General features: G+C 66.3%; 16 protein-coding genes. 7 read left to right on the plus strand and 9 right to left on the minus strand.

Going from position 1 to position 14,572, the window contains the following annotated elements; genetic code table 11:
* Positions 1–378 (plus strand): DUF2064 domain-containing protein (locus H7841_11305; protein ID MEO5337464.1); only part of this gene is annotated, 378 nt, incomplete at its 5' end.
* On the opposite strand, the gene rnr is transcribed toward H7841_11305, so the two are convergent.
* From rnr to cobA, 9 genes are all read right to left on the minus strand, one after another.
* Positions 370–2,607 (minus strand): ribonuclease R, encoded by a 2,238-nt coding sequence (gene rnr, locus H7841_11310; GenBank protein ID MEO5337465.1) that lies wholly within the window; start codon positions 2,605–2,607, stop codon positions 370–372. The genes H7841_11305 and rnr overlap by 9 nt on opposite strands.
* A 247-nt stretch (positions 2,608–2,854) precedes the next feature.
* Positions 2,855–3,997 carry a heme d1 biosynthesis radical SAM protein NirJ gene (gene nirJ, locus H7841_11315; GenBank protein MEO5337466.1) on the minus strand — a complete coding sequence of 381 codons (1,143 nt, stop codon included), beginning with the start codon at positions 3,995–3,997 and terminating at the stop codon, positions 2,855–2,857.
* Positions 3,998–4,471 (minus strand): AsnC family transcriptional regulator, encoded by a 474-nt coding sequence (locus H7841_11320; GenBank protein MEO5337467.1) that lies wholly within the window; start codon positions 4,469–4,471, stop codon positions 3,998–4,000.
* A complete protein-coding gene (locus H7841_11325; GenBank protein MEO5337468.1) occupies positions 4,468–4,935 on the minus strand; it encodes an AsnC family transcriptional regulator in 468 nt (155 codons plus the stop codon). The genes H7841_11320 and H7841_11325 overlap by 4 nt, the downstream gene beginning before the upstream one ends.
* Complete coding sequence (locus H7841_11330; GenBank protein ID MEO5337469.1) at positions 4,932–5,429, minus strand: AsnC family protein; 498 nt, start codon at positions 5,427–5,429, stop codon at positions 4,932–4,934. Before H7841_11330 ends, H7841_11325 begins: the two co-directional genes overlap by 4 nt.
* Positions 5,420–5,881 carry an AsnC family transcriptional regulator gene (locus H7841_11335; protein ID MEO5337470.1) on the minus strand — a complete coding sequence of 154 codons (462 nt, stop codon included), beginning with the start codon at positions 5,879–5,881 and terminating at the stop codon, positions 5,420–5,422. Before H7841_11335 ends, H7841_11330 begins: the two co-directional genes overlap by 10 nt.
* A complete protein-coding gene (locus tag H7841_11340) occupies positions 5,881–7,041 on the minus strand; it encodes a protein nirF (protein ID MEO5337471.1) in 1,161 nt (386 codons plus the stop codon). Before H7841_11340 ends, H7841_11335 begins: the two co-directional genes overlap by 1 nt.
* Positions 7,042–7,058: 17 nt before the next feature.
* Complete coding sequence (locus H7841_11345) at positions 7,059–7,373, minus strand: cytochrome c (GenBank protein MEO5337472.1); 315 nt, start codon at positions 7,371–7,373, stop codon at positions 7,059–7,061.
* Positions 7,366–8,163 (minus strand): uroporphyrinogen-III C-methyltransferase, encoded by a 798-nt coding sequence (gene cobA, locus H7841_11350; GenBank protein MEO5337473.1) that lies wholly within the window; start codon positions 8,161–8,163, stop codon positions 7,366–7,368. The genes H7841_11345 and cobA overlap by 8 nt, the downstream gene beginning before the upstream one ends.
* A 178-nt stretch (positions 8,164–8,341) precedes the next feature.
* On the opposite strand from cobA, the gene H7841_11355 reads away from it, so the two are divergent.
* The 6 genes from H7841_11355 (at position 8,342) to H7841_11380 (ending at position 14,503) form a co-directional block, all read left to right on the plus strand.
* Complete coding sequence (locus H7841_11355) at positions 8,342–9,943, plus strand: nitrite reductase (protein ID MEO5337474.1); 1,602 nt, start codon at positions 8,342–8,344, stop codon at positions 9,941–9,943.
* A 165-nt stretch (positions 9,944–10,108) separates the two neighbouring features.
* Positions 10,109–11,776, plus strand: a complete 1,668-nt coding sequence (locus tag H7841_11360) for a NapC/NirT family cytochrome c (protein MEO5337475.1) — start codon at positions 10,109–10,111, stop codon at positions 11,774–11,776.
* A gap of 166 nt (positions 11,777–11,942) precedes the next feature.
* The gene (locus H7841_11365; protein ID MEO5337476.1) at positions 11,943–12,863 is read left to right on the plus strand and encodes a hypothetical protein; all 921 of its coding nucleotides are present in this window, start codon (positions 11,943–11,945) and stop codon (positions 12,861–12,863) included.
* Between the two features lie 129 nt (positions 12,864–12,992).
* Positions 12,993–13,463, plus strand: a complete 471-nt coding sequence (locus H7841_11370) for a cytochrome c (GenBank protein MEO5337477.1) — start codon at positions 12,993–12,995, stop codon at positions 13,461–13,463.
* Between the two features lie 178 nt (positions 13,464–13,641).
* A complete protein-coding gene (locus H7841_11375) occupies positions 13,642–14,061 on the plus strand; it encodes a plastocyanin/azurin family copper-binding protein (GenBank protein MEO5337478.1) in 420 nt (139 codons plus the stop codon).
* A 34-nt stretch (positions 14,062–14,095) separates the two neighbouring features.
* A complete protein-coding gene (locus H7841_11380; protein ID MEO5337479.1) occupies positions 14,096–14,503 on the plus strand; it encodes a hemerythrin family protein in 408 nt (135 codons plus the stop codon).
* Positions 14,504–14,572 lie beyond the last annotated feature (69 nt).

Raw genomic sequence — 14,572 nt, forward strand, 5'->3', positions numbered from 1 at the left:
GGCTTCTGGCCCGCCGGCCTGCCCCGGCTTCGCCAGGGCACGGGCGACCTGGGACGGCGCATGGAACGGACGTTCCGCCGCCTGGGCCCGGCTCCGGTCGCCATCGTCGGCACCGACATCCCGGACCTTCGGCCCCGCCACGTCGCCGCCGCCTTCCGGGCTCTCCGCCATCACGACGCGGTCTTCGGCCCCGCGGCCGACGGCGGCTACTGGCTGGTCGGCCTGAAGGGCCGCCGGGCGCTGCCGCCACTGTTTCCCCGCGTACGCTGGTCGACGGACCAGGCGCTCGCCGACAGCCTCGCCAGCCTGCCCAGGGGCTGGAAGGTGGCTTTCCTGGAAACCCTCGTCGACGTGGACGACGGCGCCGCCTTACCGTGACCGCCGGCGGGGCTGCGGCCGGGAAGGCGTGGCGCCCCAACGCTTCCGGGGTGCGTGGCTGTCCCCTCCGGCTACCGCGAGGATCATGCCGCCGGTGATCGGGTCGGCCTGTTCCAGCACCACCTGGAGGCTGTCGCCCAGGCGGTATTCGATGCCGCTCGCCCGTCCGGTAAGCAGGTGCCGGACCTCGTCGTGGACCCAGTAGTCGTTGCCGGGCAGGGTCTGGATGGGGATCAGCCCGTCGCCGCCGATCTCGTCCAGGGTGACGAACAGCCCAAAGCGGGTGACGCCCGAAATGCGCCCGCCGAAGGTGGCGCCGATGCGCCCCGACAGGTAGGCGGCCACGTAGCGGGCCACCGCATCGCGTTCGGCGGCGGCGGCGCGGCGCTCGGTGCCCGAAAGGTGCTGGCCGGCTTCGGCGAAATCGGCGGAATGCCTGGGCAGGCCGCCCTCGCCCAGACCCAGCCCCGCGATCAGGGCCCGGTGCACCAGCAGGTCGGGATAGCGGCGGATCGGCGAGGTGAAGTGACAGTAACGCTGCAAGGCCAGTCCGAAGTGGCCGATGTTGCCGGGGGCGTATTCGGCCTGGGCCTGGCTGCGCAGCACCACCTCGTTGACCTGATGGGCGTAAGGCGTGCCTTCCACCTTCTTCAGGATGCGGTTGAAGGTGGCCGGCTGCACCGACTGGCCCTTGGGGAACTTGATGCCCAGCGTTTCCAGGAACTCGCGCAGGGATTCCAGCTTGTCCAGGGCCGGGACGTCGTGGATGCGGTACATGCAGGGCTGGCGATGGGCTTCCAGGGCCTGGGCGGCGGCCACGTTGGCGAGGATCATGAACTCCTCGATCAGCTTGTGGCTGTCGTAGCGGGCGCGGGTGACGATGCGCGCCACGTTGCCTTCGTCGTCCAGGATCACTTGACGTTCCGGCACGTCCAATTCGAGGACGCCGCGGTCCAGCCGGGCCTCGGCCAGTGCCGCGTAGGCGCCGTAGAGCGGCTTGACGACTGGCTCCAGCAGCGGCCCCGTCAGTTCGTCGACGCCGCCTTCGACGGCGGTCTGCACCTGGGCGTAGGTGAGGCGGGCGACGGAGCGCATCAGGCCGCGCAGGAAGCGGTGCCGGAGCAGGTTGCCGACCTTGTCGATCCACAGGTGCGCCGCCAGGACCGGACGGTCTTCGTCCGGCTTCAGGGAGCACCAGCCGTTGGACAGCGCCTCGGGCAGCATGGGGACGCAACGGTCGGGAAAGTAGACCGAGTTGCCGCGCCGGTAGGCATCCTCGTCCAAGGCCATGCCGGGGCGCACGTACCAGGCCACGTCGGCGATGGCGACCACCAAGTGCCAGCCGCCCGGATTCTTGTCCTGGTCCGGGTCGGGTTCGGCGAAGACGGCGTCGTCGAAGTCGCGGGCGTCCTCGCCGTCGATGGTGACCAAAGCCAGGCCGCGCAGGTCTTCCCGCTCGCCCAGGGTGGCGGGCCCCATGGCCTCGGCCTCCCGCAGGGCCTCGTCGGAAAAGACCGAAGGGATGTCGTGGTCGTAGAGCGCGATCAGGCTGGCCGTGCGGGCGGCGGCCGGGCCGTGCAGGCATTCGGTCACCTTGCCCCAGCGCAGGCCCAGGCGCTTGGCGGGCAGGATCTCGGCCCGTACCAGGTCGCCTTCGCGGGCCCCCCCTTCGTCGCCCTTGGCGACCATCAGGTCGGTGCGGTGGCGCTTGTCGGAGGGATGGACGCGCCCGCCCCCCTCCGGCCGGGCGTGGAAGATGCCCAGTACGCGCGGGGGCGCGGCGGCGATGCGCCGGATGGTCTTGCCTTCATAGTTGCGGTCGGACAGGCGGGACAGTCGCGCCAGCACCCGGTCGCCCACCCCCAGGGCCTGCTCGCCGTGGCGCTGGGGCGCCATGTAGATGGTGGGCGGCGGGCCGTCTTCCTCGTTCCAGTTCTGGGGCCGGGCCAGGACCTCGCCGTCGACGTCGATGCCGGACACGATGACCAGGGTGACTTCCGGCAAGGTGCCCGGCTGGGCGAAGCGGCGCCCGCGCCCCTTGTCCACCTGGCCCTCGCCCTCCAACTCGCGCAGCAGGCGCTTCAGTTCCTGGCGCTGGTCGCCCCTCAGGTCGAAGGCGCGCGCGATCTCGCGCTTGCCGACCCGGCCCGGGCTTTCGCGGATGAATTCCAGGATGGCGTCCCGCGAGGGAAAGGGAACGGGGGGCTGGGGGCCGTGTTTCTTGTTCAAAGCCGTGACCGTGTTGCGGAAGGGGAGGCTTCAGCCTAGGCCCCTTGGCAACTACGGGCAAGAGCGATGCCGACAGAATGTCGTGACTGTGCGGGCGAATCTGCCGGAGAATCGCAAGGCGGGACGGAACCCGCGCTGAGCAGGCGGCGAATACGTATTGTGTCCCCCGATTTGAAACGCGTGTTGCTGCCAGACTGCTTGTCCGGCAACGCCCCGCACCGCTCCCGCAGCACATCCATGTATCGATTTAGAATTGCTGGATCTCCGCTGCGGTCAGGTAGCACCCCGGATCTTCGGCCCATGGGTCGCCGTAGAGGCGTTCGGCGCGCACGCGCGTGTTGCCGTTGCAGATGGCGAAGTGGGCGCAGCGGGCGCAACGCCCGCCCACCTGCCGGGGGCGGCGCTTCAGGCCGGCCATGATGGGGTCGGAGGTGTCGGTCCAGATTGCCGAGAAGGGCCGCTCGCGCACATTGCCGAGGATGCGGTGCCACCACATGGTGTCGGGGTGCACGTTGCCCAGGTTGTCGATGTTGGCGACGTTGATGCCGGTCGCGTTGCCGCCCCACTGCTCCAGCTTGCCCCGCATGTGTTCGGCCCGGTCGGGGAAATGCCTGCGCACCCAATGCAGCAGGTAGACGCCGTCGGCGTCGTTGTTGCCGGTGACGAATTCCTTCTCGTCGCCATTCTTTTGCAGGCGGCGGCAGGTCTCGAACAGCAGGTCCATGGCCTGGCGGGTGACGGCGTGGTAGGCGTCGTCGTCGCGGTTGGCGTTGCCGCGCCCGGCGTAATTCAGGTGCGACAGGTAGAACTTCTGCACCCCCTCGTCTTCCAGCAGCCTGAGGATGGCCGGCAGTTCGTGGGCGTTGTCCATGGTCATGGTGAAGCGGAGCCCCACCTTGATCCCCGCCTTGCGGCAAAGCCGGATACCCTTGAGCGCCGCGTCGTAGGCGCCGTCCAGCACCCGGAAGCGGTCGTTGGTGGCGCCGATGCCGTCCAGGCTGATGCCCACGTAATCGTAGCCGATGGCGGCGATATCGCCGATGTTCCCTTCGTCGATCAGGGTGCCGTTGGACGAAAGCGCCACATAGAAGCCCATCTCGCGCGCCCGCCGGGAAATCGGGAAGATGTCGGGATGCAAAAGGGGCTCACCGCCCGACAGGATCAGCACCGGCACCCGGAAGGCCCGCAGGTCGTCCATCGCCGCATGGATTTCGGGCGTCGTCAGTTCGCCCTTGAAATCCTTGTCGGAGGCGGCGGCGTAGCAGTGCTTGCAGCCCAGGTTGCAGCGGCGCAGCAGGTTCCAGACCACCACCGGGCCGGGCGGGTCGCGGTGCGGCCTGACCGGGGTGGGTTCGTCCAGTTCGCGCAGCAGATGGGTCAGGCGGAACATCTATCCGATCCTCATGCCGGTCTTCTTCAGGATGCGGGTGCTGTAGAGAATCTGGTGGCCGCGGTCGTCGGGTCCAAGCAGGCGGGCGATGATTTCCACCTGCGCCTCGACGGAAGCCTTGTCGCGCCCGTGCACCATGGCGAACAGGTTGTAGGGCCAATAAGGCAGATGGCGCGGCCGCCAGTAGCAATGGCTGACGAAGTCGAGCGCCCCCACATTGGCGCCGGCATCCCGGATGCGGTCGTCGGGAATGTCCCAGCAGGTCATGCCGTTGGCCTTGTAACCCAGCGCATAATGGTTGGGCACCACGCCGATGCGGCGGATGACGCCGTCTTCGAGCATGCGTCCCAGGCGGCGCATGACCTCGGCCGGCTCCAGGCCCAGGTCGGCGGCGATGCGGTGGTAGGGCCGGGCCTCCAGCGGCAGGCCTTCCTGGGTCGCCCGGATGATCCTGCGGTCGGTTTCGTCGATCATGCCTCGAACCTCAGGCCGACGAAGAATTCCTCCCGCTTGGGCATGTTGTAGACTGTCAGACCGGTTGCCGCCTCGATGCGGCCGACGGTATCGGCGATGCCTTCCGGCGTCTCGGTCGCCAGCACGAACCACATGTTGAGATCGTGCTCGCGGGCGTAGTTGTGGGCCACCTCGGGAAAGGCGTTGACGATGGCCGCCACTTCCTCGTAGCGCTCCGCCGGCACCCTGAGAGCCGCGAGCGTCAGCCCGCCGCCCAGGCGCTCGGCATGGTACATGGGCCCGAAGCGGGAGAGGATGCCGTCGTCCAGCATGCGGCGGATGCGCTCGATCACCTCGTCCGTCGGCAGGCCCAGGCGGGAACCGACTTCGGCAAACGGTTCGTCCACCAGGGGAAAGCCGCCCTGCAAGGCGTTGACGATGGCGCGGTCGGCTTCGTCGAGGGTCGCCTTCGTTTCCCGCGTCATGCCGCCGTCTCCGGCGCCAGGCAGTAGACGGCGCCGCGTTGCTTGAAGCGGCGGGTGGAAAACAGCACTTCGCGCTTCACGCCGGCCAGGCCGCAGGTTTCCGCCAGTTCCTCGACCTGGCCCAGCACCACGTCCCGTTCGCGGCCATGCACCATGCAGAACAGGTTGTAGGGCCATTCGGGCGGACGGCGGGGACGCTGGTAGCAGAGGGTGACGAAATCGAAGGCGCTGAAGCGGCGCCCGATCTCCTCCACCCGCGCGTCGGGGATGTCCCAGACCACCATGGCATTGGAGCGGTAGCCCAATTCATGATGACGGACCACCACGCCGAAGCGCTTGATGAGGCCCGCCTCCCTCAGGCGGGCGATGACGGCGATCGTCTCGCCTTCGCTCAGGCCCACCCGGCGCCCCAGTTCGGCGTAAGGGTCGGACACCAGGGGCAGGCCGCCGCCCAGGGCCGTGACCAGGGCCTTTTCCTTGGCGGTCAGTTCCATCTGAGCGGAAACCCCAGATCCAGGTGGTAGTCCTGCACCATGGGCAGGTCCAGAACGGCCAGGCCGGTGCGGGTCGAGATGTCGCGCAGGACCGCTTCCACCCGCGCCCGATCGGGGCCGCAGACGACGAACCACAGGTTCAGGCGGTGCTCGCGCTCGTAGTTGTGGTTCACTTCCTCGTACTCGTTGACCAACTGGGCCACGTAGGGCAGGTCCTCGACGGGCACCGCCATGGCGGCCAGGGTGCTTTCGCCCACGCCGCCCGGCCGGAACACGGCGCCCACCCGGCTGACCGAGCCTTCGTCCTTCAGGCGGCCCAGGGTGGCGATGACCGTGGCCTCGTCGACGCCCAGGCGTTCCGCCACGGCGGCGAAGGGGCGGGGCTCCAGCGGGAAGTCCCGCTGGAACTCGTCCAGCAATCGCCGTTCCAGTTCGGTGCGCGCCCTGGCCATCACAATCCCGAACGATGCGCCCTGGGGGTGAAGAAGATGCCGGACGGCTTCAAGGCGGGCAGTTCGGCCACCGGCTCCAGGGTCTCGGTGTCATAGACCACCACCTTGTCGGAATCGCGGACGCTCAGCCAGACCTCGTGGCCGCGCGGGGCGAATTCCATGTGCAAAACGCCCTTGCCCGGCTTGATTTCCTTGACGATCTTGCGGCTGGGCACGTCGATCACCTGGACCGAATCGTTGTGCGGCAGGGCGAAGTTGACCCACGCCTGGCGGCCGTCGGGGCGGCCGACCACGAAGATCGGCTGGCCGCGCACCGGGATGCGCCCCACTTCCTTCCAGGTGGATAAATCGACTACCAGCACCTCGTGGCGCCCGACGGCGGGCACGAAGGCCTCGTTGCCGGCGATCGTCCAGCCTTCCAGGTGGGGCATCTTGTAGACCGGCAGCTTTTCCTCGCCCTTGCCGTAGTGGTCGAGAACCCGCCGCACCCCCCTGTCGGGATTCCACAGGTCCAGCATCGCCAGCCCGTCCTCGCCGAACAGGCCGGCCAGGTAGTAGCGGCCATCGGCGGTGATGAGGGCGTCGTAGGGCAGCTTGCCGATATCGGTGTACTTGCGGATGCCCGGCTGGCGGGGATTCTTCATGTCGATCAGCCAGATCTCGCCGGCTTCGAACAGGCTGACCACGAACTTTTGGCCGGGCACGTCGACCAAGCCCACGGTCTTGGACGGCTTGCCGTCGGTGCCGACGGTGGGAATGTCGGCCACCATCTCCAAGGTCCCGGCATCGAAGACGCGCACGCCGCCCGGCTCGTAGTTGGACACCGCCACCAGGCGGCCGTCCTGGGAAATGGCGCCGCCGATGGAATTGCCGCCCTGGACGGCACGCTTGACCACGCTTTCGGTCAGCAGGTCGACCTTGGTCAGCCCGCCGTCGCGCCCGAAGACGTAGGCGTAGCGTTCGTCGCGGGAATAGACCAGCGACGCGTGGGACAGATCGCCCAGCCCGCCGATGCGGGCCAGGCGTTCGTGACGGGTGGTATTGACCAGAAGGACCGAACTGTCGGCCCGCTCGATCACCAAGCCCAGATCGCCGGTGGCGCGGCTTTCGGCGCAGGCGGAAAGGCCGGCGGCCAGAAATAGGGGAATCAGACGGCGCATGGACAAGTTCCTTCCGATCATTCCAACCCGCCCCTCCGCAGGGCCCCGACGAGGAACAGCGCTTCGTCCGGGGACAGCAGCGGCCGCCACGGAGGCATGGCGGTGCCGGGCATGCCGTCCAGGATGGAGGCCAGCAACTCGTCGTCCCTGCGCTGGGCCAGGATCTCCGGCAACAGGGGCGCCCCCAGGCCGCCCTTGAGGGTCATGCCGTGGCAGGAGCCGCAATCGTGCTTGAGCAAATACAGCAATTCCTTCTGGCGGGCTGCGTCCGGCTCGGCCGACGCCGGAGTCGCCGCAAGCAGCAGCATGCCGACCGCGGCCGCGTTACGCATGGGCGGAAAGCTCCGGGAAGGATTGGGTCTCGCCCTCGATGGACAGGCCCTGCCAGTTGAGCGCGCGCACCAGCGCGGCCACCCGGCCGATGACGAACAACACCGGGGTCTCCAGCTTCAGGCCCCCCACCGCTTCGGGCAGCGCCGCCAGGGTGGACAGGCACTGACGCTGATCCGGCGTGGTCCCTCGCGCGATGGCCGCCGCCGGGGTTTCCGCCGGCAAGCCGTGGGCGATCAACCGGGCGACGATTTCGGGCAGCGCTTCCAGGCCCATGTAGAACACTAGGGTCGTGTCCGGATCGGACAAGCGGTCCCAGTCGATATCCAACTCGCCGGCCGTCCGCTTGTGAGCGGTGACGAATCGCACGCCGGTCGCCAAGCTGCGGTGGGTAAGGGGCAGGCCGAGCGCGGCACCGATTCCCGCTGCCGCGGTGATGCCGGGCACCACCTCGAAGGGAATGCCTTCGCGGGCCAGATGAAGGGCTTCTTCGCTGCCGCGCCCGAAGATGAACGGATCGCCGCCCTTCAGGCGCACCACCTTGCGGCCTTCGCGGGCGAGGCCGGCCAGGATGGCGTTGATCTCGGCCTGGGGAACCGGATGGCGGGCTCCTTCCTTGCCGACGAATACCTTGATTGCCGAAGACGGTACATGGTCAAGGATCTCGGGGGCCACCAAGCGGTCGTAGACCACGGCCTCCGCCTCTCTCAGCAGACGCTGCGCCTTGACGGTCAGCAGATCGGGATCGCCCGGCCCTGCCCCAACCAGAAAGACGCGTCCGACTTCCGCCAAAGGGCTCCTCCCATCCATACCTTGGTCTCGGGTCCCCTTACGGGGTTTTTCCCAATCAAGCATGTTTCCCGGCACTAGGCTATCTTTTCAAGGAATCGTGAAGAATGATCTGGGTCAATGGCGTGGCCTCCGGCGCGGCGACAGGCTAACCTCCGCGACGGAACATCGGGAGCAAGTCATGCGGCATTGGAGCCATCCACTCGTCCTGGCGGCGGCGCTGATGGCGCCGGCCCCTGGGGAGGCAGCCGATTCGGGGGAAGAGCCCCGGCTGGCCCCCGCCGAATTCGAAGCGGCACGCATGCACTACTTCCAGCATTGCGCCGGCTGCCACGGGGTTCTGCGCCGCGGCGCCACGGGCCGCAGCCTGGAGCCGGTCGCCGCCCGCAAGCTGGGCCAGGAGAAGCTGGAACGCATCATCGCCCAGGGCACCGATGGCGGCATGAACGGATTCGACGATACCTTCACGAAGGACGAGATCGCCCGCCTGGCTACCTACGTCCGGATGCCGGTGCCGGTGCCGCCCGAGATGAGCTTGGCCGACATGAAGAAAACCCGGCGCGAACTGGTGCGGCCCGAGGATGCGCCCAAGGCCCCCCAGCATGGCCGCAACTGGAAGAACTTCTTCGTCACCATCCTGCGCGACGCCGGCAAGGTGGCGATCCTGGACGGCGATCGCAAAGACGTGGTGGCCGAGATCGATACCGGCTACGCGGTCCACGTGGCGGAAGGCACCAGCGACGGCCGCTACTGGTTTTCCATCGGCCGCGACGGGCGTCTGACCAAGATGGACCTGTGGTCCGATCCGCCGCGTATCATGGCCGAGGTCCAGGTGGCCTACGACGCGCGCGGCATCGCCGTGGCACGCTTCGGAACGCAGAAGGACCGCTATCTGGTCGCCGGCGGCTTCTGGCCGCCCCATTTCGTCATCGTCGACACGGAAACCCTGGAACCGCTCAAGGTGGTTTCCACCTCCGGCATGGACGTGGAAGGGCGCTTCGTGCGCGAGGCCCGCGTCGCCGCCCTGGCCGCCAGCCCCGCCGGTCCCACCTGGATGGTGGCGGTCAAGGAATTGGGGCAGGTCTGGCAGGTGGATTATTCGGACCTGCGCAACCTGCGCATCGAGATGATCGATTCCGCCCGCTTCCTGCACGACGGCTTTTTCGATCCCACGGAGCGCTTCTTCCAGGTGGCGGCCAACGCCTCCAACGCCATGGTCTTCGTCGACAGCCAGACCCGCAAGCTGGTGGGCCAGCTGGAAACCGGCCGCAAGCCCCATCCGGGCCCTGGCGCCAACTGGATCGATGCCCAGTGCGGGCCGGTCGGGGCCACCGTGCACATGGGGCAAGGCCGCATCTCGGTCTGGGGCAACGATCCCAAGGGCCATCCGGAGATGGCCTGGAAGCTCTGCTACAGCTTGCCGCTGGAAGGGCCGGGCCTGTTCCTCCGGGGCCATCCCAACTCACCCCACGTATTTGCCGACCAGGCCCTGCATCCGGACGTGGAGGTGGCTTCGGGCATCAAGGTGCTGGATACCCGGCGACGCCAAGTGGTCGAGACCCTCAAGGTTACCGCCCATCCCAAAGGGGTCGCCCTGCATCCCGAATTCAATCACGACGGCTCGGAGGTGTGGATTTCCGTATGGGCCAAAGGCCGCAAGGCCGAACGCCAGAAGGGGGAAGTCGTGGTCTACGACAGCGCCACCTTGAAGGAGAAGGCGCGCATCGGCGGGCTGGAGACTCCGACCGGGAAGTTCAACGTATCCGGAAGGGTCACAAAATAGTTGGGCTTTTCCCCATCTTTTCGGGCAGGGCACTTGACTTGACTCAAGTCTGGTCGTAACGGGGTTCGCTATCTTCCTTGCCCATTGCCTAGCTCGCGCCGGCCAGCCTTGGGGGGGAAGCCGAAGCGGTGAGGGGAAGGTCGTGTTCTTGGCGGGGAAAAACCGATGAGCGACAACAGCAAGCTCGCACGCTTGATGCGCATGCGGGTTTTGGGGGCGCCCTTGGGCGCCGCGGCAGTCTTTTTCGTGGTCGGCATCCTGTTCTGGGGTGCCTACAACACGGCCATGGAAGCGACCAACAGCATGCCCTTCTGCATCTCGTGCCACGAGATGGATCAGGCGGTCTATCCGGAATACCAGAAGACCGTCCACTTCCAGAACCGCTCGGGCGTGCGGGCCATCTGCTCCGACTGCCACGTGCCCGATCCCTGGGTGCACAAGTTCGTCCGCAAGATTCAGGCTTCCCTGGAAATCTATCACTGGCTGCTCGGAACGGTGAACACCCTGGACAAGTTCGAGGCCAAGCGCCTGACGTTGGCCAAGAAAGTCTGGAAGAACATGAAGGACACCGACTCGCGGGAATGCCGCAACTGCCATTCCTGGCAGGCCATGACCGATTCCAAGCAGAAGCAGCGGGCCTGGAAGCAGCACCAGAACGCCCAGAAGGACGGCATGACCTGCATCGACTGCCACAAGGGCATCGCGCATCGGGCCGTCCATACCCTGTTGGGCGAGAACGACAATCCCTATGACGGCAAGTCCGATCCGCGCCGGCTCGACGTCACCGATCCGCGCGCGGCGATGCCGGCTGCCGCCGCCACGACGACCGATGTTCCGGCTCCGGCTCCGGCGCCGGTCACGGCTCCCGCCGTCGGCGGCACGTCCGGCGGTATCGACTGGAACGGCGTCCCAGGCAAGGACATCGCGCTGTTCTTCCCCGGCCAGACTTCCATCGAGTGGGTTTCCAAGGGCACCGACCACGGCGGCGCCCGCGCCTTCGTCAAGGCGGGCGACCGCTGCACCGGTTGCCACGAGGGCGAACAGGCCCAGATGGGCGCCAAGATGGTCTCCGGCGAGAAGGCCGAGGACAAAGCCATGGTCATTCCGGGCAAGCGGGCGGCCATCACGATGAATGTCAAGGCGGCCAACGACGGCAACAACCTGCTCATGCGCTTCCAGTGGCCCGACACCCCCCACGCCCCGGCGCCCTTCGTCGACGGCGGCAAGATGGACGCCGCCAACCAGACCAAGCTGGCCGTCATGCTGGTGCCGGCCGACAAAGTCGAGATGGCCGGCCAGGCGGGCTGCTGGATGACCTGCCACCACGACTCCCGCTTCATGCCCGACCATCCCAAAAGCCCGGCAGGCGATGCCGCGGCGCGCCTCAACCTGGCGACCGGCGTCACCAAGTACATCAGGGAAAGCCGCAGCGCCATCGAGACGAGCAATTCGCCGCGCGGCGGCTGGGACAAGCTGAAGCCCGCCGCCGACATCGACGCGTTGAAGAAGGGCGGCCAAGCCATGGACGTCGTCCGTTACCTGAGTGGCGGCAACAAGGCCGAGTTCGGCACCGTCGTCGAACAGCGCGACCTCAAGCCCACCGACAAGGTCAAGTTCTCGGGCGGCTTGGAAGGCGGTAACTGGGTGGTCACCATGATTCGTCCGCTCAAGCTGGACGAGCCGGGAGCCCTGGCCATCGAGCCGGGCAAGGACTACATGGTCAACTTCGCGATCCACGACGACTACAGCTTCGCGCGGTTCCACCATGTGTCGTTGGAATACCAGTTGGGCCTCGATAAGGCGGATGCCCAGATCAACGCCGCAAAGAAGTAACAATTCGTCGCTATCGAGTTCAGTTGAAGGGCGAACCGGGTTCGGTTCGCCCTTTTTATTTCTGGATTTTGGCAGATAGCGGATAGATCCCACTCGATCAGGTAGTTTAGAATTCAAAAAATTATGGTATGATTTCTTCGTTATTTTCCATCCTGAGGAGGGTCCTTTGTCGAAATCCCCCATCACCGCGCTTGTGGCCGCAGCCGCCTTGGGCTTGGCCGTCCATTCCGCCGCCGCCGCCGATCCAAAGCCGGCGCCGGCTGCTGCCCCGGTCACGGCTCCGGCGCCCGTCGCAGCCGAGAAGGATGTGAGCGGCAGCGCGACCCAGCAGATGTACAAGGACATGAAGCTGGGCAAGCTCAACATTCACGGCGACAACGCGGTGGTCGAGGCCCTGGTCCTACAGCGCCACATTCCGGTTACCTACGACTACATCGCCACCCTGATGCGCACGCCGAACGCCTTCGGCGAGGGGCCGGCCTGCATCGTCTGCCATAGCTCCAACGACCCGAACAAGAGCTACCGCGGCCTCGACCTATCCACCTGCGAAGGCATTCTGCGCGGCGTCACCGAGGAACCGCGCCGCCCGGTGATCGTCCCCGGCAAGCCGGAACGGAGCCAACTGATGCAACGGTTGCAGCACAACCGCATGCCCTTGGGCGTACCCTTCTTCCAGGCCGTCGACACCGATTCCATCACCAAGGTGAAGAAGTGGATCGACGACGGCGCCAAGAACGACGAGGTCTTCCAAAAGCAGGTCCTGCCCCTGTTCGCCAAGGCCGACGCCTTCGGCGGCAGCGCCGCCTGCATCGAATGCCACCAGTCTTTCCGCGACCCGCCCAGTTTCAACGAAGTCAACCTGACCAGCTACGAGTCGATCATGAAGGGGGCCTTCTCCACCACCCGCGGCAAGGAAGGCAAGCCCGGCCTGCCCATCGTGGTGCCTGCCCATGCCGACGACAGTCCGCTCTACCAGCGTCTGACCAACAACCGCATGCCGCCCGGCATCAATCCGGGGCAGGCGGCCAACCATCCCAATACCCTGCTGCTCGGCCGCTGGATCGAACAGGGCGCTTGGTGCAAGTGACCGGCTGATCTCCCGGCTCAAATTCCCGTGAGCAAGCGATAGGGGGTACCATGGTGTTTTTACCTATGGTATTTTCCCCTATCGCCTTGAGCCCGTCCTTAAGAACGGGTCGACACGGGAGACAGGAAAATGAGTCACGGGAGACAGACGATTCTTCGCCCCCTGGGGGCGTTCGCGGTCCTTCTTGGTTTGGCGGCCGGCCCGGCCTGGGCGGACGAGGCGGCTGACAAGGCCTTGGCCGAAAAGCGTGTGATGTCCATGAAGGACGTTCGCTCCTCCATGGCGACGCTGCGCCGCATGGTCCGGGGACAGGCGGAATTCGCCCAGCAGGACGCCGTCGATGCGGTCCAGGTGCTACTCACGGAATTGGACGACATGCCCAAGACCTTCTCCGGCGGCCCCAGCAAGGCGCCGTCCGATTCCAAGCCGGAAATCTGGACCGACTGGAACGGCTTCATGAAGATCCTGGGCGAATCCAAGGATGCCGCGAACGGGCTCATGGTTTCGGTGCGCAGTACCTCGTCCGGCACCGCCCTCAAGGAAAAATACGAGAATCTCGACAAGGCCTGCGAGGCTTGCCACGCCAAGTTCCGCAAGTAGCCGCGACGACGGACGGGGGAAAGGAAGACGCGGGGCAATGCCCCGCGTCTTTTTTCGCCTGCCACTTGACCAAGGTCGAGGGGTGGGCGGACTGTGGCCTTTAAAATCCACCGCCAGATGACAAATTATGGGTATCCGAAATTTCGCGGCCGGCCTTCGGCCGGAGGAAAGGGATATCATGAACGCGCACCCATGGATTTTCGCCGGCCTCTCCGTGCTGGTCGTGGCTCTGTCGGGCGGGGCCGTCGCGGATGAGGCCTTTACCGCCAAGATCTGCGCCGAGGCTAAGGTCCGCTACGATGGCCTAGCCATCGCCAAGCCGTCCGGCCCGACCGACGCCGTCGTTCTGCTCTACAAGTACCGTTTCTGTCCCGAGACGCTGACGGTCAGGAAGGGCACCACGGTCCATTTCATCAACGTCGATGCCCGCACCAGCCACAGCGTCTGGCTCAAGGAAGCGGGCCAGGAGGAAAGTCCCCGCTATTTTCCCGAAGAAAGCTGGTCCATGAAATTCGACAGTCCGGGCGATTTCCCCTACCTCTGCGGCCCGCACTGGGAATCCGAAAAAATGGTCGGCAAGATCGTCGTGACGCCCTAGCCGGCGTCGTCACTCCTTCAATCAGGATGGTCCAATGGCATTGCTTGAATGGAAGACCGAATACCGGACCGGTTTCGCGTCCGTCGACTACGAGCACGAGACCCTGATCAACTTGATCAACGAGCTATACGGCAAGATCGAAGCCGGCTGTTCGGGCGACGAGGTGCGCCGCTACCTGGGCGAGATCGACGGATTGATCGAGGCCCACTTCGCCCTCGAGGAAAAAGTCATGCGCGACATCCGTTACGATCGCTATGCCGCGCACAAGGCCGACCACGACCATTTGCTGGAACAGATCCGGGAAATCATCGAGGACGTGGGCGACGGCCAAGCTCCCGGCTTGCGGACCAGCCTCGGACAGCGCCTGACCTCCTGGTTCGGCCGTCACTTCGCCACCGAGGACAAATCCCTCCACAACAAGACCGACGGCCGCCATCACTGAACTACCGGACGGCCTCCAGCTCGATCCCGCCTTCCGGGGCGCGCCGCAGTCGGTAGGTGGCGCCTTCGG

Origin of the sequence: Magnetospirillum sp. WYHS-4, assembly GCA_039908345.1 — a bacterium.
GTDB lineage: Bacteria > Pseudomonadota > Alphaproteobacteria > Rhodospirillales > GLO-3 > JAMOBD01.

What these genes read in the sequence shown, in the direction of transcription:
- H7841_11375 (MEO5337478.1), top strand. Translation starts at nt 13,642, where the DNA reads ATGAACGCGCACCCATGGATTTTCGCCGGCCTCTCCGTGCTGGTCGTG.
- H7841_11325 (MEO5337468.1), bottom strand. Translation starts at nt 4,935, where the DNA reads ATGACGCGGGAAACGAAGGCGACCCTCGACGAAGCCGACCGCGCCATC.
- H7841_11370 (MEO5337477.1), top strand. Translation starts at nt 12,993, where the DNA reads ATGAGTCACGGGAGACAGACGATTCTTCGCCCCCTGGGGGCGTTCGCG.
- H7841_11340 (MEO5337471.1), bottom strand. Translation starts at nt 7,041, where the DNA reads ATGCGCCGTCTGATTCCCCTATTTCTGGCCGCCGGCCTTTCCGCCTGC.
- H7841_11335 (MEO5337470.1), bottom strand. Translation starts at nt 5,881, where the DNA reads ATGGCCAGGGCGCGCACCGAACTGGAACGGCGATTGCTGGACGAGTTC.
- H7841_11380 (MEO5337479.1), top strand. Translation starts at nt 14,096, where the DNA reads ATGGCATTGCTTGAATGGAAGACCGAATACCGGACCGGTTTCGCGTCC.
- H7841_11345 (MEO5337472.1), bottom strand. Translation starts at nt 7,373, where the DNA reads ATGCGTAACGCGGCCGCGGTCGGCATGCTGCTGCTTGCGGCGACTCCG.
- H7841_11320 (MEO5337467.1), bottom strand. Translation starts at nt 4,471, where the DNA reads ATGATCGACGAAACCGACCGCAGGATCATCCGGGCGACCCAGGAAGGC.
- nirJ (MEO5337466.1), bottom strand. Translation starts at nt 3,997, where the DNA reads ATGTTCCGCCTGACCCATCTGCTGCGCGAACTGGACGAACCCACCCCG.
- H7841_11360 (MEO5337475.1), top strand. Translation starts at nt 10,109, where the DNA reads ATGAGCGACAACAGCAAGCTCGCACGCTTGATGCGCATGCGGGTTTTG.
- H7841_11355 (MEO5337474.1), top strand. Translation starts at nt 8,342, where the DNA reads ATGCGGCATTGGAGCCATCCACTCGTCCTGGCGGCGGCGCTGATGGCG.
- H7841_11330 (MEO5337469.1), bottom strand. Translation starts at nt 5,429, where the DNA reads ATGGAACTGACCGCCAAGGAAAAGGCCCTGGTCACGGCCCTGGGCGGC.